Consider the following 25068-nt stretch of genomic DNA (forward strand, 5'->3'; position numbering starts at 1 on the left):
CTTCTATGCGAAATGCTGTTCTCATCTGCCTGCTTATTTCATTGCTCAGCCATGAAATCTCCGCGCAGAAAAAAAGCTTCAAAGTTCCCGATTCTCTTAAAAACAAAAGTTTCGACTACCTCGACGATAGAATATACAAGCTCAGAAAAGATACCGCGGCCGCTTCCGCATATGTCTACGCCTATCTATACAAAGCCAGAAAGCAGCGCAGCTTCAAAGAGACAGTCAACGCCTATAAGAATTTTATGCATCAGGCTCCGCCCGAGCTAAAGCCCACCTATGCTGACAGCATGATCTATGAGGCGCAAAAGTCAAATAACGATGCCCTGATCGGCTCTGCCTATCTATCAAAAGGAATACTGCATTACGGAAATAAAAAATTGGGTGAAGCCCTGGATAACTATCTTACCGCAAGCAGCTACATATCCAAAACAAATGACCAATATCTTATCTATAAAGCCAAATACCATATTGCGCTTGTAAAATTCTACATCGGCTATTACGATGAAGCGGCGACGCTGTTCCAAGAGTGCATTGCCAACTTTAAAGACCATCCAAGACCCTATTTAAATTCGCTCCATTGTCTTGGCATCACTTACAACAAATCGGGCAATTACGGCATGTGCTCGCAGAATAACGCGCTTGGTCTTGCAGAGTGCGAAAGATTAGAGATTCCCGAAATGAAACCATATTTCATCCATTCGGAAGGTATCAACAGCTATTTTCTGAAAAACTACCGCAAGGCCGCCGCCGAGATCCAATCAAGCCTTCCCGGAATACAATCCTTTGATGATTTTGCCAATATATCCATCGGAAACTTTTATATAGGCAAAAGCCATATGGCGCTAAATGAAATGGAAAAAGCGCTTCCTCATTTCATTAAAGTGGATGAGATCTTTAACCTGCATAATTACCTGCGGGCCGATCTGAGGGAAGTGTATGAAATACTGATAAAATATTACAAAGGCAGAAATGATCTTGAAAAGCAGCTCCACTACATTGACCAGCTCCTCAAAGCGGACAGGCTTCTTTATGAAACCAATAAGTACCTCATCAGCAAAATCCATAAGGAATATGATACTGCAGACCTGATAAACCAGAAGAAGCAGATCAGCGAAGAGCTCCTAAGGGAAAGGCAGAACCGCACCATCCTTACAGCAGCGTTTGCAGCTCTTCTAGCCTTTGCACTATTTCTCCTCTATCGGCATTACAAGAACAGGACCATCTATAAAAAGAACTTTAACCTGCATATGAAGGCTTTTAGCATGGATTCTAAAAATAAGCCAAAAATCAAAACAGAACGGCTGTCCATATCAGCAATTAACTGCGATACCGCAGCTGAAATTCTAAAGCTGCTTGATAAATTTGAAAATGACAAAAAATTCCTAGTGAAAGACTGGAATCAGGGAACCCTGGCCGCATACCTCAACACCAATGTAAGGTACATTGCAGGCATTATAAGCCATTACAGAGACAAGGGATTTAATGAATACATAAATGAACTCAGGATTGACTATATCATTTCGCTGCTGCACAGCGATTCCAAATACAGAAAATACAGCAACAACGCCTTAGCGGAAGAAGCAGGATTCAGCACCACGCAGCGCTTTTCATTTGCCTTTAAAGCCAAAACCGGAATGCCCGTAAACTTTTTTATCGAACAGCTCACCAAGTAAATTAAATTTTAAGCTTTACCTTTTCTGCTTATCGATAAACCATTACATTTGCCATGTAATTTAAAAAAACAGAAATGAAAGATCTAATCGCAAAAATCAATGCTGAGATTGAAAACTTCAAAACAGAATCAGAATCTTTAGCTGAAAAAGGCGTTAAAGCTGCCGGCGCAAGAGCACGCAAATCATCTTTAGAGATTGAAAAACTTTTAAAAGAATTCAGAAAAGTTTCTATTGAAGAATCAAAGAAATAATCTATTTGATCTTACTTTATCTAAAAAGCCCTTCAGTTGAAGGGCTTTTTCATTGTAAATATTATATTTTTTTTGAACTTATAATTTTCAAACCTCTATCAACTTCTTCAACTCGTTTAAAAAAATCAGAAAGAGATATTTCGTAATAACTACAAATTTCGTATAGTGTGCTTAAACTAATATTTAGGTTCGCTGATTCATGACGTCCAATATGAATTGTAAGATTTTTATTTGCTTTTATATCATTAGCAACTTTTTCTTGAGACAAACCTGTTTTTGAGCGAAGTTCTTTCAGAACAAGCTTTACCGCAGTTAAAAGTTTATCATTTTTAATTTGTCTCATAATACTTCAAAGCAACCAAGAAAAAAAATCACAAACAATGACATACTTGTCATTTTATTCTTTATATTTACTCCATATTTCTTAAAAAAAATATTATTTTTGCGACTCTTCAAAAAAATATTGAAGCATTCGCTTTGAATCTCGGACGGAAAACTGGTAATTTTTAGCAACGGGATGATAAGTAAGATGCTCACGTCTTTGTGGCGTGGGCTCACTTATTGTTGCATGGTATGCCAGTACCTCCGTTCGATAAGCTGAGTTCCGCGCCTTTTTTAAACAGGAAACTCTCTGTAAATTCTTAGCCAATCCTTCTTCCTTTTTTAAGTTTCGCAACATGCCTAACTTTAAAAAACCATTGTGCCTATGCATTAATTATCCATTCTTGTTATATACTTAAGCTCTAGTCTTAATATATATAACTAACCCTCTGCTTCAGCGACCAAACTTCAACAGAGGGTTCTAGTCAGTCAAATCCTTTTAACTAACCAATCCCAATATTATGAATAATATTTCATTTTCCAAGGATGGAAGAGCTCTTTATTGCCTAATTTTTACAGGCATTCTGCTATCTTTCTCATCCTCTTTAGCATCAAATCCTACACGCCTTTTCAAGTCTATCTTTCAACAGCATAAAGTGCAGGGAAATGTTACAGACGGCACTAATCCGCTTTCAGGAGTCACCATTGCTGTAAAAAACAAATCCAATGTTTTGGCAATTACAGATTACAATGGACAGTTCGAAATCGCATGCGCTCCTTATGACACCTTAACCGTTTCCTATTTGGGCTTCAAAACCGCTTTTATAGCGGTTCAGGGGCGCACTAAAATAGCAGTCAAGCTTCAATACGACACCACAACACTTCAGGAAGTCAAAATAAATGCGGGATACTATTCCGTTAAAGAAAGCGAGCGGACGGGAAGCATAGCCCGAATCTCATCCAAAGAAATAGAGATCCAGCCCGTGACCAATGTTCTGGCAACCATGCAGGGACGAATGGCCGGAGTAAATGTTGTCCAGACCACAGGTGCGCCCGGCGGAGGTTTCGACATCAAAATCAGGGGACAGAATAGTCTCCGGAGCGATGCCAATATGCCTCTCTATATTATTGACGGAGTCCCCTTTTCTTCGGATCCAATCGGACATTTCCAAACCTCAAGCCCTTTCCCTACTGTTTCAAGCCCATTAAACAGCATTAATCCCGATTCAATAGAAAGCATTGAAGTTCTTAAGGATGCAGATGCCACGTCAATCTACGGGTCTCGGGGCGCAAATGGGGTTGTTCTCATTACCACTAAAAAAGGGAAAAAAGGAAAAACCTCCTTCTCTATCAACAGTTCAACAGGAGCCGGAAAAATAACCAAATTTCCAGACCTCATGAAGACAGAACAGTACCTTGCCATGAGAAGGCAGGCATTTATAAATGATGGCCTTGCGCAATACAATGACTGGGACTATGACATCAACGGAACTTGGGACCAGAACAGATACACCAACTGGCAGAAGGAGCTTCTCGGCGGTACTGCGCAGATCAATGATCTGCAGGGAACCATATCGGGAGGATCGGAACAGACACAGTTTCTGCTCAGTGGCAACTACCATCAGGAAACAACGGTTTATCCGGGAGACTTTCGCTATAAAAAAGGCGGAATGCAGCTCAATTTGAACCATCTCTCTCAAGACGGCAAGTTCCGCATCACGTTCTCAGGCGGCTATAATAGCCAGAATAATAATCTGCCTGCCTATGACCTGAGCTTTGATGCAAGATATCTTCCTCCCAATGCGCCTGCGCTTCACAATCCTGACGGAAGCCTGAACTGGGAAAACGGCACATGGGAGAATCCGCTTCGGAATCTCAATGCGCAATTCCGTTCCCAAACCAGCGGTCTGATAGCCAATACCGTGCTTTCATACGAGATCGCAAAGGATCTCACCATAAAAAGCAGCTTTGGCTTTACCGATCTGAAGAGTTCCGAAACAAGAACCCAGCCCTCCACCATTTATAATCCTGCCTATAATATCACAAGCGCGCGCTCTGCCATATACCTCTATGGCACGGACCGCTCATCATGGATTATCGAGCCGCAGCTAAACTACAGCAGAGCCATTGCAAAGGGAAAACTCGATGCGCTTATTGGAGGCACTTTCCAGAGCCAGACAAACGATATTCTATATCAGACCGCAAACGGATTCAGCTCTAATAGCCTAATCTACAATCTTGCTGCGGCCAAAAACATCACCATATACAGCAACGACCAGACCCAGTATAAGTATCAGGCCTTTTTTGCCCGCATCAACTACAATTGGAAGCAGCGCTATATCCTTAATCTCACAGGCAGACGGGACGGCTCTAGCAGATTTGGGCCAGGCAACCAGTTTGCCGTATTTGGGGCCGCAGGTGCCGCTTGGATCTTCTCACATGAGAATTTCCTAGCCGACAGCTCTTGGCTTAGCTTCGGCAAGATCCGCGCTTCCTATGGCACAACAGGAAACGACCAGATCGGCGACTACCAGTTTCTAAACACCTACACCACATCTGGAATAAATTATGGAGGAATGACGGGACTCCAGCCCTCTAGGCTCTACAATCCGGATTTTGGATGGGAAATCAACAGAAAACTGGAATTTGCCCTTGAGCTTGGCTTTCTGCAGGACAGGATTTTCACTACTGCTTCCTGGTACCGCAACCGATCCTCAAACCAGCTGGTCGGACTTCCCCTTCCCGGTACGACAGGTTTTCCCTCACTGCAGGCCAATCTGGATGCAGAAGTGGAGAACAGAGGGTTCGAACTTACCCTTAGAACTGTTAATTTTAACGGTTCAAAGTTTAAATGGTCCACCAGCGCAAACATCTCTTTTGCCCAAAACACTTTGCTGCGCTTCCCTAATCTGGAAAGTTCGACCTACAGCCAGAAGTACCGCATAGGCCAGCCATTAAACATCCAGCTGCTTTATAAATACAAAGGCGTGGATCCCCAGACAGGCATCTATCAGTTTGAGGACCTGAACAAAGACGGCATCATCTCCTTTCCCGATGACAGGCAGACTGCAGTGGATCTCAACCCTGAATTTTACGGCGGTGTGCAGAACCAGCTCAGCTATAAAAGATGGAATCTAGATTTCCTTTTCCAGTTTGTAAAACAGAAAAGCAGAACCTATCCGATGGGGCCTGCCGGAATGATGTCAAACCAGCTCCAGCGCATGAACCCGACATGGACGCAGTCCGACCACACCGCTCCGTACCAGATTGCAACCACAGGGTATAATTATCAAGCCATAATGGGAGATTACTACTATACGTTCAGTGACGGAACGGTGGCTGACGGGTCTTATATCCGCCTTAAAAACATAGCCCTATCATTTGACCTGCCTTTAGGGCTTCAGGAGACGGGCTGCAAAATCATGCTTCAGGGACAGAATCTGCTTACAATGACCAAATTCAAAGACGGCGATCCTGAATTTGGAGGCGCAGGCTTTCTTCCGCCCCTTAAAATAATCAGTGCGGGCATACAACTAACATTTTAACTATCCGAAGATGAAAAATACAATCATAAAACTATTTGCAGCCGCCGCCCTTCTGCTTCAGCTGTCTTCATGCGACTCTTTTGTCGAAACCGATCTTCCAAAATCACAGCTTACCAATACGGATGTGTTCGAAGATTATGCCACTGCTTCAGCTGCATTAGCCGATATTTATGCTAAAATTCGAGATAAGGGAATGCTTACCGGCGCCTATACCGGCCTGTCGCTCCAGCTCGGAAATTATGCAGACGAAACGGTGTCTTATGAAAATGCCTCAAGTTCGGGCGCCGCCTTCTACAACAATAGGCTGCTGCCTTCCACCACGGCACTGCAGGATTATTGGAATGCATCCTACAACCAGATCTATGCCGCAAATGCGCTCATAGAGGGAGTGGAGAAAAGCCAGAATCTTTCCGCTGAGAATAAAAAACAGCTAAAAGGGGAAGCTTTGTTTATTAGGGCGCTAGTGCACTTTTATCTCACGAATCTTTTTGGCTCCATCCCCTACATAACCGGCACAGACTATAGAAAAAACAGCAAGGCGTCGCGCGTGAATATTCAGAAGGCATATGAATATGCAATTGCAGACCTCAGCAGCGCTGCAGAGATGCTTCCCGCTCTTTACAGTCCGACTGACAGGATACGCGCCAATAAATGGGTGTGCCGAGCCCTGCTATCAAGAGTGTATCTGTATAACCGCCAATTTGCAGAAGCTTCAAATGAAGCATCTGCCCTTCTCAATGAAAACAGCCTATTCTCATTGGAACAGAATATTGACCGCACTTTTCTGTTAAACTCCAAAGAAACCATCTGGCAGCTGCAGTCAGCATTTGCAGGCCAGAATACGCAGGAAGGCATTGCCTTTATTTTTATCAGCACTCCTCCTTCGGTAGCTTCCCTAAGCCCAGAGCTCTTCCAATCCTTTGGTGCAGATGACCTTCGCAAGTCGCATTGGATCAAGTCCCTCTCAAATGGCTCCTTTGTCTGGCACCATGCATTCAAATACAAGGAAAGGGACAATACGGCACAGTCAAAGGAATATTCCGTTATCTTCAGACTGGCCGAACAATACCTTATCCGCTCGGAATCAAGGGTTCGCCAAGGCGATCTAATCGGCGCTAAAGAAGATTTAGACAAAGTCAGGCTGCGTGCCGGACTTGATAAAACCGAAGCGACAACCGCAGATGAAATCGTAAATGCCGTACTGCAGGAGAGAAGATGGGAGCTTTTCACAGAGCAGGGCCACCGTTTTTTCGACCTCAAGCGTCTTGGAATGCTTGACAATGCCTTATCGCCAGTGAAGCCCGGCTGGAACACTGAAGACAGGCTCTTTCCGATACCTGAAGCTGAACTGAGCACCAATCCATATCTTCAGCCGCAGAACCCTGGCTATTAATCCAAAAACGCTATGCCTATACAATATTTTCGTTCTGCATATATCGGAACGCCATTTAAGAATTTACCTTTATTTTTAGTTTTTTTATTTGTTTTGCAATTGGAAACCTGTCCCCTATGGGGGCAGGGATTGCAGAAAAAAGAGCTGCAGGAGAAAGATTACCGTCTCTGGGCAGAAACCTCCCTTGACCGCTTTTCAGCTGATGCCCTTTGGGCGAGCTATTCGGTGCGTTATGAGAATGGTACCGATACCCTGTTTATCAGAAGCACAACTGACAGCACTAAAACCTACCGCATTCCAGCAGCATACAACTCCCACTTTACCGTCAATCAGTTCTTTTATGCACAGAGCGGAAACAGCCTTCATTCCATAGACCTAAAAAACGGGGAGCACGACTCTATACCAGATGTGCTTTCGTATGAATATGCCGAAGTTTGCAATCTGATCATCCTGCTAAAAAGAGATCCCGAAAAGCAGCAGTCGCTTTTGATCCAGCCCCCACGCGGAAACACTTTAAAACCAATAGCCCATGCGGCACAATACTCTCTGAATCCCAAAAAGGACCGTCTGCTCTTCACGACCTCCAGCAATGGCAGACATACCCTTAGCCTTATGAATCTGCGAAAAATGGCCGAAAAGCAGATCACTTCAGGCCCAGACCGATATACTGACTTTTCTTGGAGCAGAGACGGCAGGGCTGTCGCATTTTTTTCCCTATCGGAAGATAAAAAGATAAAGTCGCTGTTCTTCTACAGAACTGATCTGAAAAAACTCTTTGAATATAATGCCACCTCCAAAGGATTCCCTGAAAAAACGGCAATGGCAACTGCTCCTCCTGATAAAATCTTAATTTCAGAAGATCTCAAGCACGTATTTTTCCATATCAGAAAAGAACAGGCCGATGCGCTTTCCCAATCCTCCTTGGAGCCTGAAATCTGGAATGCAAACGACAAACTGGTGCACTCCTACAGAAATATTGCAGGCAAGCCTGCTGAAATGCTTAAGGTAATGGTGTGGAATCCCGAGCAGGGAAAATCTGAAATGGTCAGCACAGAAGAGCTGCCATCAGTATTTTTTAACGGAAATCAGAAGTACGCTATACTTTCCGATCCGCTCCAATACGAGCCCCAATTCCACCTGGACGCCCCACGCGACTATTATCTTCTTGATCTTGCCACCATGAAGAAAAAGAAGATACTCGCAAAGGCTTCTTCCTTCTATGAATATCTGACGGCATCTCCAGACGGACGCTATCTGGTTTATTTCAAAGATGGAAGCTGGCGGACTTACGATATAGAAAAAGACCGGCATGCCGATATCACTCGCAGCCTTAAAACGGCCTTTGCGGGAAAAGTGAACAGTCTGGTTTCCATCAGCGCATTTGGCAATCCCGGCTGGAGCAGCGACAATGCCGAATTGCTGCTTTACGACCAGTACGATATCTGGGCGGTAAAACCGGATGGTTCTTCCGCAAGGAGGCTTACCCATGGACGCGAAAAAGAAATTGTCTACCGCTTTGGCGGCAATCCCAGTACATCTCCGCTAGTCTTTGAATATGGGAGCCTGAAGCCGGCAGCATACGATCTCACTAAAGAAGTCATTTTAAATGGAAGAGGCGCAGATGAAAAAACAGGCTTTTTTATATGGAAGCAGAATAAGAGGGAAACGCCAATAACTTATGAAGATGCATATGCTGACCAGCTGCATTATTCGCCTTCAGCAAAAAAGTTTCTGCACTGCAGGCAGCGCTTTGATCTTCCGCCCCAAATTGTCCTTCATGAAAAAAACAGGAAAGACAGAATCATTTTCCAGAGCAACCCGCAGCACGAACAGTACTATTGGGGAAAAAGCGAACTTATACATTTTGAGAATTCAAAACGCCAGAAGCTTAAAGGCGTTTTGTACTACCCTGCCCACTATGATCCAAAAAGGAAATATCCCATGATTGTCCATATCTATGAAATCCAGTCAAGAAAACTGCATCAATACCATATGCCTTCACTGCACAATGAAACCGGATTCAATCCTGCGGTATTCACCTCTAAGGGATATTTTGTTTTCCTTCCCGATATCCTGCTGGAGGAAGAAAATATGGGACCTTCCGCGTTGGACTGCACTGAATCGGGAATCAAAAAAATACTCTCCATGGATATTGCAGATCCCGATTCCATAGCATTAATGGGACATTCTTTCGGAGGCTATGAAACCGCCTTCATTGCAAACCAGTCCCAACTCTTTAAAACGGCCATCGTAAGCGGAGCCATTGCAGACCTGAGCCGCTTCTATCTGACCATAAACTGGAGGACAGGCAGGCCTGACATCTGGCGCTTCCACGGAGTGCAATGGAATATGAATGGCAAGGATCCTTTTAATAGCCCTGAAGATTTTAAGCGAAACTCTCCTATCTCTTACATAACTGATCTAAAGATTCCCCTTCTTACATGGAGCGGTAAGGCAGACACGCAGGTGGATTGGCAGCAGAGTGTGGAATACCATTTGGCACTGCGCCGTCTGGGCAAAAAAAATGTGATGCTGCTCTACCCTAATGAGCGCCATGGGCTGGCAGACCCTTCCAATCAGGAAGATCTGACGCGCAGAGTGCTGCAGTGGTTCGACTATTTCCTAAAAGAGAAAAGAGATGCCGATTGGATCCGCACTGCAATGGACTGACTCCATGCAGCAATAAAAAAGCCGTTCAATGAGAACGGCTTTGTTTTCTTAGTGCTCCCTAAAAAGGGCGCCAGAGCGTTTCCACGCATCTGCCCTGCGGATTCTTGCCGTATGCAATTGGGCCGCTTGATCCTCCCAATCTGCAGATAAAAGCGCTGGGAGTGTCGTTGCAGGCAACGGCAATGCTGCATTCGCCCTGCGCATCTAAAGTGTACCCTACAGCCGGAGCTCGGCGGTTTTCACTATTCCGATGCGCCGAACATGCAAAAGCGCCCGTTACGGCAAGCAGTACAGCTAAAAGCGGCAGACATTTTTTTAAAATAATCGTTTTCATAATTTTATCTTTTTTAAGTGCGGCATGCAAAATGACACCGCTGTTCCCAATTAAAAATTCAGATGGTCTTATTTGCAATACCGCTCCGGAAATCCGGAACGGTAGAGCGCCTAACTAAAGGCTGTTACTGCGGGCGCCAAAGCGATTCGACGCACTGCCCCTGAGGATTCTTGCCGTATGCAATCGGTCCCGATGTGCCCACACGGCAGATAAACAGTGACGGATTGTCGTCACAGGCCACTGCCATATTACACTCGCCCTGGGCATTCAGCGTAAAGCCGACTCTAGGGGCAAAACTCTTTGAAGCATTCTGCGAAGAAGTCGCAAAAGCTCCAGTAATTGCCGCAACAACTGCTGCTGCCGCAATTCCATTTTTAAAAAATAGCGTTTTCATAATATAAATATTAGATTAAACTCTGATCTACTTTTTTCTACAGGTTTTCGATCTGTTTCCTGATACTGGCCGGTATATCTTAAAATGTCAGTTCTGCACAAAACCGCCATTTTTAAATTCTTTTTTCAATATATCCCTGAATCTATAGGCCACAAGACTGTTGCCTATCAGCGCAAAGAAACGGTCTCTTGTGACGAAAAAGCTGCCCATCTTATGGTCCTGCAGATTATAGATCGGAAAGCTCATCAGATACATGCTTTTTTCCATATCATAAACATCTATTACGGAAGCCTGCTCCCAGAGCTTGCTGTCCTCGAACTTTCCCTTGATCTTTGAATTGATAAAAAGCAGGTTCCCGCACACTGCAGCATTGGCATTTACAATCAGCGGCGGCGCATTCATCGTGCGCTCTTTTTTCCCTTTGAGGTAGGCCACTTTTATCTTTGCTTTTGAAACGGTGTCAATGGTATTGCCTCTTCTGATGAGATCTCCCTTTTTTGCGGCTATGATAAATTCGTTTCTGTAAAAATAGACGTACACCAATCTTTGCACCTGCTCACTGTAAAGCAGCACCCCGTCAGTATCAAACACCCCATCAATCTGCTTTTGGAGCAGCTTGCCGCTATACTTGACAGGCGGTCTGGCGTTCTCGCTGAAAACACCTAAAATATGCGCCAGATTCTTCCCGTCATTCGAACGGAATCCGGCTGCAATGCTGTCCATATGCACCAGCTGCGTAAAGTAGGGCATCCCTTTTATTTCATGGTTAATTTTCCAGTCTGAAGTATTTCCCCTAAAAACCGCAGGCACGGTGCCGTCTTTTAGGAAGAAGAAAGATTCCTGCACAGACACTATGGGCTTTTGGAAAAGAATCCCATTAGCATCAAAAACGATTTTCTCCGCTTTCAGGCTTCGCAGACGCGCATCTGCCGATTTTAGATGCAGAGGCGCGGTATAATTTCCCAGATAGATCCGTCCGTGCGACTGCCCTGCAAAGTAGTAGGAATTGTATTTTAAGTCCAGCTGTCTCTCAAACATAGCAGGATGCTGGGGATAGCGTCTTATGAAAGGGTTCTCAAAATGCATGATGCTTTCCGAGCACAAAAACAGAATGATTATCATCACTGCGCTGCTTCCGACAGTGAATATCATTTTTAATAGAACTGAAAATGCTTTTTTTCGAGATTTATAGGTTCTTTCTGCATTATGGTGCAATACAATACCCAGTCCTGCCAGCAGAACAAATATCATGTTAAAAATCAGATGGCTTGTCCAGCTCATTTTCTCTAATATCCCTCCGCACGAGCATGGCACAAATGAACTGTAATTTAAAATAATAAAGATATAGACTGTAAAGAGGCTCATTAGGCTGAGCGCCAAAAATAAGGCTGCCATTCTAAATTTTGGAATCATCAATAAAAGAGCAGTTAAAAATTCAAGAGCAAGGACTGCAGGCGCCACCCATGAAGCAAATGCGCTTATCAGCGGAGATTGTCCAAGCTGTATCTGAAAGTTTTCAAAATCAAGCATTTTACTTGCCGCCGCATAAACAAAAAGCAGAATATATAAAAGACAGATAATGTCTACTGCGTTTCTTTTTATTTTGTTGTGTAAAATCATAATCTGAAGTTTTATTGCTGCTAGTGACTAACAGAATTAATATATCTTCAAAATTACATCGTACTTTTCCCATAACAGTTGTAAAAAACAGGCTTCTATTTTGGAAAAACAAATAAGCACTGTTTTCTAAATAGCTGTAGAGCTAAATAAACCAAGGTTGCTAATCATAACAAAAACTGAAAAATTAACTATAATAACTTTCTAAAATAAAACGCGCTGCAAATCTGCGATTTGCAGCGCAACCGGCATAAGGATACAGGCAGTCTACAACCTCCTGTATCCACAATCTGAAAAAGCCTTAATTCTGCACTATATAAGAGCTAAACCCTTTAACAGCAAAGTCAAGGCATAGATTAAAGGCCGCTTGACCGCGAAGCTGCGCCGTCCCTCCCATTAAAATCGAAGATAGCTTTGCCTCATCGTCCTTATATTTTCTAACATTCTGAAAATAGCCCGCCACGGCATTGTAAGCCCCAAATACGGTTCCTTGGGTTGTGGCTGTCTGCTGGGTGGGATGAGCCATTGCATATTCGAACGCATTATCCACCATGTTATTGAAACAGGCAGACAGCTCTTCGCTTCGCCCTTCCTGCAGTTTTTTAAGAACTTCCCTGCTGGGAGCCATAGCATGCTGGATCAGTCTTTTAACCTCCTTATCGGATATGCGTGCCTTTGTCCAGTAGTTAAAAACTGCTTCCAGACTGCTGGACAACGTATCCGATATCCCCATTACTTTATGCGCCTGCTCCAAGCGGTCTTTAGCATTTGAGGTGTGGCGGATGCGCACCGTATTGGTTTTGGACTGCATGGCAGCGTTAAGGGTATTGGCGCATACGATTCGTATCGGCGTAAAAGCTGCCGTAATGCTTCCGCTCCCGTCATGAGAGGTGGTGAGGAAAAGATATTTCTCGATCAGATCATCCTTTCCCACTCGGATATAATCGGGAAGCTTTGCCGTGATAAAGATCCTCTCGCCATTTCCCAATGCTCCTGCGGTTTCATATAGTATGCCGTCACCGCCCACTATGCTGTCAAAAAAAGAAAAGGCATCCCTGTTCTGCACGATATGGTAATCTTTCCCGACAACGCCCAGCACAGTATCTGTGTCTGTCCGCACCGTGCTGCAGTAATCTGGAACATCCAGCCTGCCAGCAGTTATAAAGTCCTGCGTCACAATCGGAGCTGAAGGCGTAAAAAGCCTTCTTTTCTCCACTTCAAAATCCAGCCCCGCACGCGCTATCGCCTCGGCGCTTGTCGGATAATCTTCCACTGTCTGTCCGAGATTGTGCCAAGGCTTTTCCTTCACACTGAAAAAGCTGTGCTTTCCTGTCTGCTCGTTAAAATAAATATGATGCGCCATGATTTCTGATCTTTAAATTAAGCATGCCGTTAAAAAGGCATTTCATCACCCACCTTGCCATTATCCTTTTTAGCGGCAGTCCTGCCGTTTCCCTTCTTAGCACTACTGGTGCTTTCGCCTTCATCTGCCTTATCAGCGCTTCTTTTGGCAAAAGCCAAAATATTGAATGCATTGACATGAAAATCAATGCTTCCGATCGGATTTCCGTCATTGTTGATATACACATGCATGCCCAGCCTGCCGCTCAACAGCACAACAGCACCTTTTTTGATCCATTGCCCCGCCTTCATGCTTATCCAGTACGAACATCTGATAAACGTTGCCACCTCCTTATACTCATGGCTTCCTGCTGGCTTATAGCGGTCATTGACCGCTATGGTGAAACTCAAAACCTCTTTCTCTCCTGCTCTGCGCACTTCCGCATCCCTAGTAACCCTTCCTGTAATTTCCATAACCTTAAAATTTAATAGTGAATACATTATTTCCAGCCGACCAATAGCCAATGACTGCACCAATGGAACATTTAACCAATAGCCTTTGCTCAGACTGCCCGCTTCCCTTAACTCCCGCTCCGCCCCTTAAAATTTGTTTTCAAAAGAAAAACGGAAAAAAGAAAGCAAGAGGCCAAGCGAAAGCTAAAGGATGCGGAGTGCTATAAGTCCCGAAGGGCGGATGGAAAAAAAGTGGAATCCGTTATGCGCATGCAGCAGACTTGCTGGCGCTATCTTGGCTGCCTTTTATCCGTTTCGAATGAAACCATGCACTTCCTGAAGATTCTCATCCTCCTGTTAATAAGACCTAGAGAAGCTTACTGCCAATAGCTCAAAAAGCAAAACAGCATAAATAACAAAATCAATAACAGGTAATTACACTGATAAAAAAACGGCATAAAATTGTAATTTAGAAATCTCAAACAGTGCAATCAAAACAATGTGAAAAATGGCGCAGCAGAAAAAAAACACACCAAAAAACCATCACTTTGTGCCCCAGTTTTTCCAGCGTTTCTTCTCTTATGAAAACAACAGAAAAACTATTGGAATGTTCAATACAAAGCTTAATGAATTTAAAACACAAGTGCCTATTCCGTCACAGCTAAGCATCGATAATTTATATGGCAGCGATGGAGAACTCGAAAAGTGGCTTTCAAAGCTCGAAGCAGATTCAGCGCCAATCTTCAGAACAATGTGGGAAAAAGAAAAACTTCCCATAGCGCAAAGTCAAGACCATTCAAAAATGCTGCATTTCCTTATCATTTTGGATCTTCGAAACCCCATCAGATTCAAAATCCTGAACAGTTTCGCGCAGAAACTCCCAAACACTAAATCTAAAATCAGCGAAGGCAACGTTTCTGCAGATATGATACCGGGCTTACAAGAACAGCAGTCTGACAAAGGAAAACTGCATTCCTTAAAATCTGCTGAAGCATTGGTAGGAGATCTGTTAAACCTAAAATTTAAACTTATAAAAAATGCCACTTCTTGCCCTTTTATCATCTCGGATAATCCGCTTATTATGTATAACCAATTTTTAGAAAAAAGAAAACCCCAATTTGGCAGCCAAAGAGATTTTGGAATAAAGGGATTGCAATTTTTTCTGCCCCTAAACGATTCATATATGCTAGCTGTATATGATTCCGAAATATATAAACTGGGAAATAAAAAAGAGCATGTAGTAACCATAAATGATAAAAGAGGCATCGACCAGCTTAATCTTCTTCAGTTTCTAAACTCTGAAACTACCGTCAACTTCAGCCATAGAGCTACTGAACATTATATTCGGACAATCTATGAAAAATCAAAAAAGTTTAAAAAAGCCAACGAGGACTTCATTAACGTACATGAAATGAAAGTTCCAAAAGAGTCAGAAAATTTTACTGCGCAAATGATAGAAATGGGAGTGTCAGATCTGAATATTAAATTATCACTTCAAAAATTAAATTTTATTACAAAATCCTGTGCAATTAAACTGAATACCATTTCAGACCTATACAGAAAAGATGTAAAATTCAAAGGTTACATGCATGTTGTCTATACAATAACACCAATATAAAAAAATTAAAAGAATCCGTTCAGATAACCTTTTTATCTGTGACTTCTACTTGCGGCAAGATGTCCGGTTGTATCACAACCGATATCTTACCACCTATTGCCTCGGAACTCGGCGGTGGAGAAATCATAAATTTTTAAGATCGAAAGACACCAAAAATATTAGCCAAAAGAATAAATATCATAAAAAAATAAAAATAATTTGTAATATAATTTTACTCGTAAACTTTAAATTAAGTTACGATTTCTGATATAAATAACATTAATTTTACTGTTATCTTATAAAAAAATTATGGTTGAAATTAATTGGAACATATTTAAAGCTAAATTTTTCGAAAGAGAAACAAAAACTTTTGAAAGCTTGTCTTATCAACTTTTCTGCTTTGAGCATAATCAACCTTATGGCATTTTTAGATTCAAAAATCAAACAGGTATCGAAGTGGAGCCTATCTCAATTGAAAATGAATCAATAGGGTTTCAGGCGAAATATTATGATACAAAAATTTCAGATAACAAACGAGATATCTGTGACTCCTTAGATAAGGCAAAATCCAAAAACCCTAAATTAACCAGGATATATCTTTATATCAACCAAGAACTTTCAGAAAGTTCTAAAAAAGGATTGAAAGAACCGAAATACAAAATTGAAATTGAAGAACATGCGAAAAAATTGCAATTATCACTTGTATGGCGTGTACCAAGTCATTTCGAGATCCAATTAGCAAAACCTGAAAACAATTATTTATGTGAATTTTACTTTAGTAACTCGCTTAATATTGTTGATTTTATAAAATCTGTAAATAATCATACAGAGCATATTTTATTCTCTATTCAAAATAACATTAAGTTTAAAAATACAACAATACAAATAGATCGTTCTCAAATATTGCAAAAATTACAAGAACCAACTGAAGAAGGGCAAGTAATTATTTTAAATGGAGACGGTGGATGTGGCAAAACTGCGATTATCAAAGACCTTTACCAAAATGTCAAAGAAAAAATCCCTTTATATGTATTTAAAGCAATTGAGTTCAATGTTTCAAACATTCACGATATATTCAATAAATATGGCAAGTACACTTTTGATGATTTTCTTGATGTTCATAAAAATGAATTAAATAAAATCATTGTCATAGATTCTGCAGAAGCTCTTTCTGATATTAATGATAATCATATTGTCTTTAAAGAATTTTTATCAGCGTTACTTAAAAACTCATGGCAAATAATATTTACTACTAGGAATAATTATTTAGATGATTTAAGATTTCTATTTTTGCAAGTCTATAGAATAAAGTTTAAATCTTTATACATTGAAAATCCAAGTATAAAAGAACTTACAGAATTATCTACTATTAATAATTTTGAATTACCTATAAATCCATTACTATTAAAATTATTGCAAAATCTTTTTTATTTAGATGAATACCTTTCTAATTATAATGAGTTTGACAACACGACAAGTTATGATTATTTTAAAAATGTATTATGGAATAAGAAAATACAAAATAGTTCTTTTACAAAAAACAATATTCATATTTTAAGAGAAAAATGCTTTCTGTCAATAGCAAAAGAAAGAAGTGAAAGCGGGCAATTTTACATTAATCCACTAAACTGTAATGAGGAAGCACTGTCTATGCTTCAAAAAGATGAAATTATAAAATATGATTCAGATAATGGAGGATATTTTATAACACATGATATCTACGAAGAATGGGCGCTAGCAGTAATTATTGAAAGGGCATATAATAATTCTGAATCATATGACGTGTTTTTCCTAAACATAGGAAATTCACTTGCAATCAGAAGATCTTTTCGTAAATGGCTATCACAAAAAATAGCCGATAACATTTTAAGTGTTGATGCCCTTATCAGCTATGCTATTACCGACCCTAATATTGATTTATTCTGGAAAGACGAAGTACTTATAACAATTTTACTTTCTGAATATTCTTCTAATTTTTTTGAAAAATTTGAAAACTTTGTTCTCTTAAATAAATTTCAAGTATTAAAGAGAATTGTTTTCCTAATTCGAATAGCATGTAAAGAATTGGATGATGTTGTTAATGATCTTGATGAGAAAAATTTAAAGTATCTCTTCACAAAACCAAAAGGTAGTGGATGGAATAGCGTTATTCTCTTAATTTATTCTAATATCTCCTCATTTGATAATAATAATTTATCATTTTTTTTACCAGTATTAATTGAATGGACTAAAAAAAATTATACAGGTGAGACCACAAGGCATGCAGGCTTAATCGCATTGAATTTGTATGAAAAAATTCAGCATGATGACTCAGAATTAAAATATCTGAATATAGAAAAAAAATTAGTTGAGATCATATTATATAGTGCTATTGAAATCAAAGATGAACTGGCAGTTGTTTTTGAAGAAATAAAAAATAATAGCAACTCAAACTTAGATTCGCCATATATAGAATTAGTTAACTCAATCTTGACTTCTACTCATGAAAATCTAATAATAATTTCAACATTACCAATCCAAGTAATAGAGCTAGCAAATAAGTTTTGGAAAAACATAGAAAAAACTGACCATCCATATTATAGTATGCACAAAGATGAATACAATTATGGAATTAGAAACTTAGGTAATTCTGATTATTCTCCCCCAAGCGCATACCAAACGCCAGTTTATCAATTGCTAAGATGCGATTTAGTAAGTACCTTAAATTTTATAATTGAATTTACAAATTATGCAATTTCTAATTATTACAAGGAATCCAAATTTGCGAATAATCTTGAAAAAATTGAATTAAAAATTAGCGAGAACGATACGCAAACTATATTTATCGGATCTGAAATTTGGGAGATGTATAGAAGTGGTGGTTCTGCTCCTAATATTCTAAAATCAATGCATATGGCACTTGAAAGATATCTTTTAGATATTTCCAAAAATCTGCCTGATGCTGGTCTAGAAAATTTGCTTAGATATATTCTGAAAAAATCTCAATCCGGATCAATTGTAGCTGTTGTTGCAAGTATTACTTTAGCAAATCCAGACAAATTGTATAATATTGCTAAAATTCTTTTTGCTTCACCTGAAATTCTTTTATTAGATAGATTATGTGCTTATTCCGAACACCAAAATGAGTGGTTAAGTAATATTGGATTTGGTTTAAATAATGAAGATCAATATTATAGGGACGAGAGGAAGGAGTCTGCTAAATTGCCACATCGAGGAAATACTCTTGAAAGCTTGATGATAAGTTATCAATTTTTTAAGAATGAATCTATTTCAGAGCAGATGGCTGACGATCGACAACAGGAAATTTATTCAATTATTGACGATTTGTATACTAGATATCCAGAAAAATCAAATTCCTCGGAAAATCACATGGTTTTGAGACTACTTATTGCGCAACTTGATAGAAGAAAAATGGAGCCAATAGTGGAACATAAAGATGATAAATTATTAATTAATTTCAACCCTCAAATTGCATCAGATTTAAAACAGCACAGTATCGATGCTCTTAAAGTAGCTGAAAATTTTTCTAGGCACACTCAATTAAAACTATGGTCTCACTATAAATTTGATAAGAGAAACGATCAATCAAATTATGATAAATACAATAATAACCCAAAGCTCGCTATCAAAGAAGCTAAAGATATATTAAGGGAAGCACAAAACCCTAAAAGCGAATATCCATCCTTATTTAGCGATGAAATTCCTGCTTATGTTTGTAGTGCAATTTTAAAAGAATTCCCCGATAAGGTTACTGAGAATGACTTAAAGTTTTGCAAAGAAACACTGCTTAAATTTGCAAAAAATCAGCTTCAAGATGATTATCAATATCAAATTGCAGATGGTGTAGAGGTTGCCATATCTGCACTACCTCATGTTGTTAGTTTATTTCCAGAAACGCTTCCTGAAGTAAAATTAATTTTACTTCTTACTTTACTTGACAACACTGCAATTGGAAATTACAAGCAAGTTTGTGATTATGCAATTCAAACTATAAATGGTGATCTGAAAATTATGCACGGTGATTTTTGTGAGGAATTCATTATATCATACTTAGAATTAAAACCTTTATTAGATAAACTAATAAAAAGTGAACCTCCCAAATTTAATTCAAGAAATAATTTTATAGAAATTTTCACAAAAAAACATGCTAAAGAGATTAAAAAGATTCAAAAAGAAAAAAATAAGTTAGAAAATTTCAGTCCAGAAAATTACAGTTTAGAAATACTAGAGCTAACTTTTAGACTTATCGCTACTGATACAAAAAATGAAAAACTGTTAAATTTCGTGGAAAAAATATTACCTCACTTAGCTGATAAATTTCTTAAGAAAGATTCAGAACTGACTATTAATTATTCATTTCGATCAAATTTTTTTAAGCGTTTTGCAGAATTTATTTTACTTAGAGACGTGACTAATATTTCAAAATTCGTTACACCTTTTGCTGATAAACTTAGTGGTAACAGAGAATCTGTTCAATTTTTGGAACAATTCATATTTGTAGAGGATAAATTAAACTCATATGAGCCTTTCTGGGCAATGTGGAATAATATTTATAAAAACATTATTCCACATTGCATAAAAAACAGTGGGCATTATACAGAAGACCTTCTTAAAACATATATGCTCGCATGGTCATATTGGAATAGTAATGCTATAGATTGGCATAGCCTTCGAGACAGAGAAAAATTATTTTATCAAAGGATAACTGTCGATCTAGGTCATTCAGCAATAACATTGTATTCAATATCAAAAATTCTTAATAGTATAGCTAGTGATTTTTTAAACGAAGGTATGATGTGGATAAGTCAAATGATATCCTTAAATTCCTATTCAAATTTTAATCGTTTGGAAAGCGATACAATTATTTATCTCGAGAATGTCGTTCGAAAATTTGTCTATCTTAAAAGGGAAAATATAAAAAAAGATCCCAAAATAAAAAAACAGGTTCTTATTGTTTTAAATTTTCTTATTGAAAGAACTTCTGTAAATGCATATTTATTAAGAGAAGATATTCTATAAGTAGAATATTTTTTTTGAAGCACATTAAAATATTAATTCTTTTTAATTATATGTCAAATATTTACCGGCGTATAACTTAACATAATTTGAACTTACTACCTAAAATCTGCATAATTTCTTTAAGTCATGTAGAAAATGTTTCATCGGGCATAACAGTAGCAAAATGATACAAATAGATATTCTATCAAAACAGACAAAATATGGGAGACATCAATAAAATCAAAATTATACACGAAATTAAGAACAAATTTAGTGTTGATGATATAATATTAAAGAAGTTCATTGAGCAAATTGAAAATTCAAATTACAAAGATAATATTGAAAGATTTTTTAGAGGTTACAAAGTTGAGGACAATTTTCACGTTCTCTTCTCTGCAATGCCTTGGGTTAAACTTATTCATGAACTTGGGCAAGTACAACTACCAACTTTATCCAAAGAGACTTATCAAGTTCCTGACTTCACTATCTTCTTTGAAACCAGTAAGAAAGAACATAGACCAATTCTATTAGAAGTTAAATCTGTAAAAGGTGATAGCCAAAGTTTAGAAGTTATGTCCAAACAACTAAACGCTTGCGTAGAGTATTCCAAAATTGTTAGCAATACTTTTTTATACGCAATCTATTGGGATAAATATCAAACTTGGACATTAAATGCAATTGAAAATTTTGAAGTAAAAACAAAAAAACATAAAATTACGTTTTTCGATGCAATTACGAATGACTTGTCAGTAATTGTAGGTGATATTACTTTTTTGATAAATCAACCTATTTATCGTAAGACAATTTGCAATAAGAGTATTACAGATAGTAAAAATCCACAGCATCAAAAATTTGGAGTTATTATTTCAGATAGTGTTTCGATTAACAATATAAATTTTATTGAAATAGAAAGTTTTGAGTCTGCTATTATTGATTCAAGTATAAAAATGAAAGTTATTGATACAAAAATAGATGGAGACAAAACCACGATAACTGAAATATCAAACATCAACTACTTTTTAAAATTAAGCACACTCACGCTAAGACACTTAGCTGTTTTCAATGTAAAATTAAATGAGCAATATGCTGACATATCAAGAAGGATGATTGTAGAATTTTTCAAAAAACTAAACATTACAAAAAGTTTCTCAATCCCAGCAGTTAAAACAGTAACTTCTGATATTTTGTATAAACAAGCTTTTGAAGAAAGTTGGGTTAATAAAAACTATTCTTTGACAAAATAATGATTAGAAGAGCAACTTCTTAAATAAAAAAGCTCTAACGAATAAAATGAAACGTCTAAAAAAACAAGTTCCCTAAACTTAATCTAAAAATAGTTTTGTACGTGAAAAATTTGTGCTTTAGGAAAAAAATCTTGCTTCTTTAAAACCTGCATATAAAAGCAGTTACAAGCGATTTGCGGATTAAAGAAATTATCGTTTTTATTCCTATCTTCGTTAAACCGAAAATACTCTCGGTTTCAAAATCCGCACACGACTTGTAGTTGCGTTGCGGAATGAACGCTAGCTGAAAGCCAAAAAAAATGTAAATGAGAAATTTAAAATCATATCATTACTTCTGGATTGTAAGTTCAATAATCTTACTTATTGGACTTTCAAATCTTAAGAATGAAGATTCAACAATTGATGTAAATATTCATGATACTTACTACGTAATAGAACATTTTCTGTTAGCAGAAATCTTATTTTTCGGTTATCTATTTCTAGGCTTAGGATATTGGCTTGTAGAGAAAATTTTAAAAAAACAACTAATCTCAATTCTGACCAGAATTCATACTTCAATACTAATAGGTAGTTTCTTAGTTTATTGGATTGTCATTCTTTACACCAAAATTTTATCTAAGGAAGATGATATATTTAATAATAGCTATGAAAAAATCAACATCACATTAATGACTATGTTCTTGGCAATTATTTTCATTGCACAACCAATTTATATAACAAATATTTTAATTGCACTCTTTAGAAAGAAATTGACCATCGGCTAACCGCGCATTTAATAAAATGCCGGTTCAATACATAAAAACAAAATATTAAACATAGATAATTAAATATAGCCTTACATAATTAATAAATAGAAAATTAGATTGGAAAATATAATAATTTCGGAATCCGAAAAGAAAGAAATATGCAAAGAACTTAAGAATGGATTTACATCTTTTTTTCACTTTTCATTGAAATTAATTGAAGACTTAAGCGAGGAAAATAACAATTTAAAATTTGCAGTAGTAAATATGCAGATATCTCTTGAATTATTTCTTAAGTACTATTTTTTAATGATAGATGAACCTGAAAGGGTTTTTACAATAAAAAATAGAAATAGAAGATTTCGAGACTTTTCAGAAGTTTTGAAATCTTATTATTCAATCTCGGGAAACAACTATTATGCTGATAAAAAGAACTTAATATCTATTCTTGAATCAAGAAACGATATTGTACATAAAGGAAAATATAAGAAATGGGATGATGATTTAGCTAATTATATTATTACTTGTATCTTCTTTATTCAAGGAAATTTTAAAAATTTAACTAGCGAAACATTATTAGGGACACAATACCATCCTCATAAACTTTCTAATAATTGGACGTGGAAAACAGGTTCAAGTAAATTTGCAAGAAAAATTGCTGATAAATTCGATGATGAACCATTAGAATGTCCACATTGTTATTCAAGGTCACTCATAAATAAAGAAATATTCGAGTTTGATGACCAAGGAGAAATTGAAAATTATCAATGTCTAACTTGTCTTTGTGAAGTTGATACTCAAATTCATGGAGCACTTATTGAATGCTGTGAATGTAATAAAAAAGCATATTATGTAGATAAATTAAATATTCAATCAGATAAGACACATCTTGGAGCGTGTTTCAATTGTGGAAATAAAATGGATTTGAGGCATTGTGAAAATTGTGACAAATTTTACTTTCACGACCTTCAAGAAGAAGAAAATGAATTTGATGAGAATTATTTCTGCAGTAATGATTGTGTTGAAGTTTTTAAAGAAGATTATGATAGATTGAATAAAAAAAATGCTGATACTATAGAAAATACTAATATTTAAAATAGAAATTTAAGCGAAATATATTTTATAAATCAAAGAGGTCTAGCAAAAGTTGAAAATTAGAACTAAAAAATACAGCTTGTAACAGCCGTTACACGAGATTTGGGCATTAGACTGAATTTAAAAATAGTTTTGTACTTGGAGAATTCGTGCATAATGGAAAAAACTCGCATCTTTTAATCCCAAACCTCGTGAAGCGCCAGAACGTTAGCTGTAATAATTGCCCAAAATATGATAATAGCAAAAGAAACTGGCTTTGCCGGTGATTTATTTATACCAAATAATAAATTTATCCAATTAACAGGTGGTTATTATAATAAGCCTGAACTTAAAACATTAACAGCAATTTCTGATTTATTTTTAATTCACAACATAGTTTACTTTAGAAATGACTTAGGTACTATAAAAGAGCTATTTGATACTTTTTCATCTGATGAGGTAGATGAATTAATTAAAAATAATAGAATTAAATTTTATGACCCCTTATTTTCAAAGCCTTTTGAAGATTCGAGTAAGAATATTGAATATATTGAAAAGAAATTATCAGAATTAAATGATTCTCATTCTAGTTTTTTTAAGGAACATTTAAATATTACAAGGGTAATGAATCAAATAGTCGATAATTTGGTTCAACCAAAATTGGAAGAAGATTTTGATAAAATAAAAATAGAATTAGATGAATTATTCTATAATAATGACTTCATGCCAGATGAATTCTATCATATGGACAGAATTATCGGCTATAACCAAGGAATCGAAAAAATTAGAGAACTCGCGAAAATTGGTATTACATCGACAACATTAGATAACGAAGTTGAATATTATTTAAATATATGCAATAGAGCAAGTATTAAAAAAGATAACAAAAACTTAAGAATAGAAGATGTTGATATTAATGACATATCAATAACGGAACAATTTCATCAATTTAGAAATATGCCTACTTTAGTTGATTTATTACACTCATCGGAGTATCCAACTAAAAGATTTCTTGATATAATTAATTCTTCTGAGGCATATGATTTTAAAAATTGGATACAAGCAATTGATGAAAAAGATGTTGATATTCGAGATTATTATACTCGAACTTTTAGTAATTTACCAAGTAAAAATAAGTGGATTGATTGGATAAGATTTGGAGGTGTAACAATCTTATCAGGAATTTTAGCAAGTATTATTTCAAGCAATCCAGTGGTTGGTATTGGAGTCTCCTTGGGTGCAGGTGCATTAGATAAAAAATTGGGAGATGACCTAATAGATAAAACTGCCTCTAAGTATAATCCAGAATGGTGGATTAGATTTTTAAATAAATAAATAAATAAATAAATAAATAAATTAATACAGCTAACACGGGTTTTACGTCAGGCGGGCTGACGTGCAAACTTGGAGCTTTGTA

At 37.6% G+C, this 25068-nt stretch carries 17 protein-coding genes; 11 read left to right on the top strand and 6 right to left on the bottom strand.

Features of this window, described 5'->3' with window-relative positions; all coding sequences use genetic code 11:
* Positions 1-5: 5 nt before the first annotated feature.
* Both DM397_RS03900 and DM397_RS03905 read left to right on the top strand, forming a co-directional pair.
* Positions 6-1676: a helix-turn-helix domain-containing protein gene (locus DM397_RS03900; protein WP_111376281.1), complete on the top strand. Its 1671-nt coding sequence runs from the start codon at positions 6-8 to the stop codon at positions 1674-1676.
* A 74-nt stretch (positions 1677-1750) separates the two neighbouring features.
* Positions 1751-1927: a histone H1 gene (locus tag DM397_RS03905; RefSeq protein WP_111376282.1), complete on the top strand. Its 177-nt coding sequence runs from the start codon at positions 1751-1753 to the stop codon at positions 1925-1927.
* A 61-nt stretch (positions 1928-1988) separates the two neighbouring features.
* Here the strand turns inward: DM397_RS03905 and DM397_RS03910 are convergent, their stop codons facing one another.
* A complete protein-coding gene (locus DM397_RS03910; protein WP_111376283.1) occupies positions 1989-2270 on the bottom strand; it encodes a helix-turn-helix domain-containing protein in 282 nt (93 codons plus the stop codon).
* Between the two features lie 499 nt (positions 2271-2769).
* Between DM397_RS03910 and DM397_RS03920 the strand changes: the two genes are divergently transcribed.
* The 3 genes from DM397_RS03920 to DM397_RS03930 are packed head-to-tail and all read left to right on the top strand — an operon-like array spanning position 2770 to position 9856.
* The gene (locus tag DM397_RS03920; RefSeq protein WP_111376285.1) at positions 2770-5793 is read left to right on the top strand and encodes a SusC/RagA family TonB-linked outer membrane protein; all 3024 of its coding nucleotides are present in this window, start codon (positions 2770-2772) and stop codon (positions 5791-5793) included.
* A gap of 10 nt (positions 5794-5803) precedes the next feature.
* A complete protein-coding gene (locus DM397_RS03925) occupies positions 5804-7186 on the top strand; it encodes a RagB/SusD family nutrient uptake outer membrane protein (RefSeq protein WP_111376286.1) in 1383 nt (460 codons plus the stop codon).
* Positions 7187-7198: 12 nt separating this feature from the next.
* A complete protein-coding gene (locus DM397_RS03930; protein ID WP_111376287.1) occupies positions 7199-9856 on the top strand; it encodes a S9 family peptidase in 2658 nt (885 codons plus the stop codon).
* A 58-nt stretch (positions 9857-9914) separates the two neighbouring features.
* Here DM397_RS03930 and DM397_RS03935 read toward each other — a convergent pair whose 3' ends face one another.
* The 5 genes from DM397_RS03935 to DM397_RS03955 form a co-directional block, all read right to left on the bottom strand.
* The gene (locus tag DM397_RS03935; RefSeq protein WP_111376288.1) at positions 9915-10190 is read right to left on the bottom strand and encodes a DUF6520 family protein; all 276 of its coding nucleotides are present in this window, start codon (positions 10188-10190) and stop codon (positions 9915-9917) included.
* 124 nt (positions 10191-10314) lie between these two features.
* Positions 10315-10584 (bottom strand): DUF6520 family protein, encoded by a 270-nt coding sequence (locus DM397_RS03940; protein ID WP_091133775.1) that lies wholly within the window; start codon positions 10582-10584, stop codon positions 10315-10317.
* 87 nt (positions 10585-10671) lie between these two features.
* Entirely contained in the window at positions 10672-12204 is a 1533-nt protein-coding gene (locus DM397_RS03945) for a MauE/DoxX family redox-associated membrane protein (protein WP_111376289.1), read from the bottom strand.
* A gap of 298 nt (positions 12205-12502) precedes the next feature.
* Positions 12503-13564, bottom strand: a complete 1062-nt coding sequence (locus tag DM397_RS03950) for a DUF932 domain-containing protein (RefSeq protein WP_111376290.1) — start codon at positions 13562-13564, stop codon at positions 12503-12505.
* Between the two features lie 29 nt (positions 13565-13593).
* Positions 13594-14016 (bottom strand): single-stranded DNA-binding protein, encoded by a 423-nt coding sequence (locus DM397_RS03955; protein ID WP_111376291.1) that lies wholly within the window; start codon positions 14014-14016, stop codon positions 13594-13596.
* Between the two features lie 487 nt (positions 14017-14503).
* Between DM397_RS03955 and DM397_RS03960 the strand changes: the two genes are divergently transcribed.
* From DM397_RS03960 to DM397_RS03985, 6 genes are all read left to right on the top strand, one after another.
* Positions 14504-15613 (top strand): DUF4238 domain-containing protein, encoded by a 1110-nt coding sequence (locus tag DM397_RS03960; protein WP_111376292.1) that lies wholly within the window; start codon positions 14504-14506, stop codon positions 15611-15613.
* Between the two features lie 288 nt (positions 15614-15901).
* The gene (gene avs4, locus DM397_RS03965) at positions 15902-20611 is read left to right on the top strand and encodes an AVAST type 4 anti-phage nuclease Avs4 (protein ID WP_111376293.1); all 4710 of its coding nucleotides are present in this window, start codon (positions 15902-15904) and stop codon (positions 20609-20611) included.
* A gap of 200 nt (positions 20612-20811) precedes the next feature.
* Entirely contained in the window at positions 20812-21834 is a 1023-nt protein-coding gene (locus tag DM397_RS03970; RefSeq protein WP_111376294.1) for a hypothetical protein, read from the top strand.
* A 305-nt stretch (positions 21835-22139) separates the two neighbouring features.
* Entirely contained in the window at positions 22140-22598 is a 459-nt protein-coding gene (locus DM397_RS03975; RefSeq protein ID WP_111376295.1) for a heme-copper oxidase family protein, read from the top strand.
* Positions 22599-22697: 99 nt separating this feature from the next.
* Positions 22698-23672: a hypothetical protein gene (locus DM397_RS03980; RefSeq protein WP_111376296.1), complete on the top strand. Its 975-nt coding sequence runs from the start codon at positions 22698-22700 to the stop codon at positions 23670-23672.
* 231 nt (positions 23673-23903) lie between these two features.
* Positions 23904-24986, top strand: a complete 1083-nt coding sequence (locus DM397_RS03985; RefSeq protein ID WP_111376297.1) for a hypothetical protein — start codon at positions 23904-23906, stop codon at positions 24984-24986.
* Positions 24987-25068 lie beyond the last annotated feature (82 nt).

The sequence above is a fragment of the Flavobacterium nitrogenifigens genome (assembly GCF_003254565.1).
Taxonomy (GTDB): Bacteria; Bacteroidota; Bacteroidia; order Flavobacteriales; family Flavobacteriaceae; genus Flavobacterium; species Flavobacterium nitrogenifigens.

Excerpts from the sequence above, each read along its gene's own strand:
- DM397_RS03955 (WP_111376291.1), bottom strand. The coding sequence starts at position 14,016 with ATGGAAATTACAGGAAGGGTTACTAGGGATGCGGAAGTGCGCAGAGCA.
- avs4 (WP_111376293.1), top strand. The coding sequence starts at position 15,902 with ATGGTTGAAATTAATTGGAACATATTTAAAGCTAAATTTTTCGAAAGA.
- DM397_RS03935 (WP_111376288.1), bottom strand. The coding sequence starts at position 10,190 with ATGAAAACGATTATTTTAAAAAAATGTCTGCCGCTTTTAGCTGTACTG.
- DM397_RS03950 (WP_111376290.1), bottom strand. The coding sequence starts at position 13,564 with ATGGCGCATCATATTTATTTTAACGAGCAGACAGGAAAGCACAGCTTT.
- DM397_RS03940 (WP_091133775.1), bottom strand. The coding sequence starts at position 10,584 with ATGAAAACGCTATTTTTTAAAAATGGAATTGCGGCAGCAGCAGTTGTT.
- DM397_RS03910 (WP_111376283.1), bottom strand. The coding sequence starts at position 2,270 with ATGAGACAAATTAAAAATGATAAACTTTTAACTGCGGTAAAGCTTGTT.
- DM397_RS03905 (WP_111376282.1), top strand. The coding sequence starts at position 1,751 with ATGAAAGATCTAATCGCAAAAATCAATGCTGAGATTGAAAACTTCAAA.
- DM397_RS03930 (WP_111376287.1), top strand. The coding sequence starts at position 7,199 with ATGCCTATACAATATTTTCGTTCTGCATATATCGGAACGCCATTTAAG.
- DM397_RS03975 (WP_111376295.1), top strand. The coding sequence starts at position 22,140 with ATGAGAAATTTAAAATCATATCATTACTTCTGGATTGTAAGTTCAATA.
- DM397_RS03900 (WP_111376281.1), top strand. The coding sequence starts at position 6 with ATGCGAAATGCTGTTCTCATCTGCCTGCTTATTTCATTGCTCAGCCAT.
- DM397_RS03920 (WP_111376285.1), top strand. The coding sequence starts at position 2,770 with ATGAATAATATTTCATTTTCCAAGGATGGAAGAGCTCTTTATTGCCTA.
- DM397_RS03970 (WP_111376294.1), top strand. The coding sequence starts at position 20,812 with ATGGGAGACATCAATAAAATCAAAATTATACACGAAATTAAGAACAAA.
- DM397_RS03945 (WP_111376289.1), bottom strand. The coding sequence starts at position 12,204 with ATGATTTTACACAACAAAATAAAAAGAAACGCAGTAGACATTATCTGT.
- DM397_RS03925 (WP_111376286.1), top strand. The coding sequence starts at position 5,804 with ATGAAAAATACAATCATAAAACTATTTGCAGCCGCCGCCCTTCTGCTT.
- DM397_RS03985 (WP_111376297.1), top strand. The coding sequence starts at position 23,904 with ATGATAATAGCAAAAGAAACTGGCTTTGCCGGTGATTTATTTATACCA.
- DM397_RS03960 (WP_111376292.1), top strand. The coding sequence starts at position 14,504 with ATGGCGCAGCAGAAAAAAAACACACCAAAAAACCATCACTTTGTGCCC.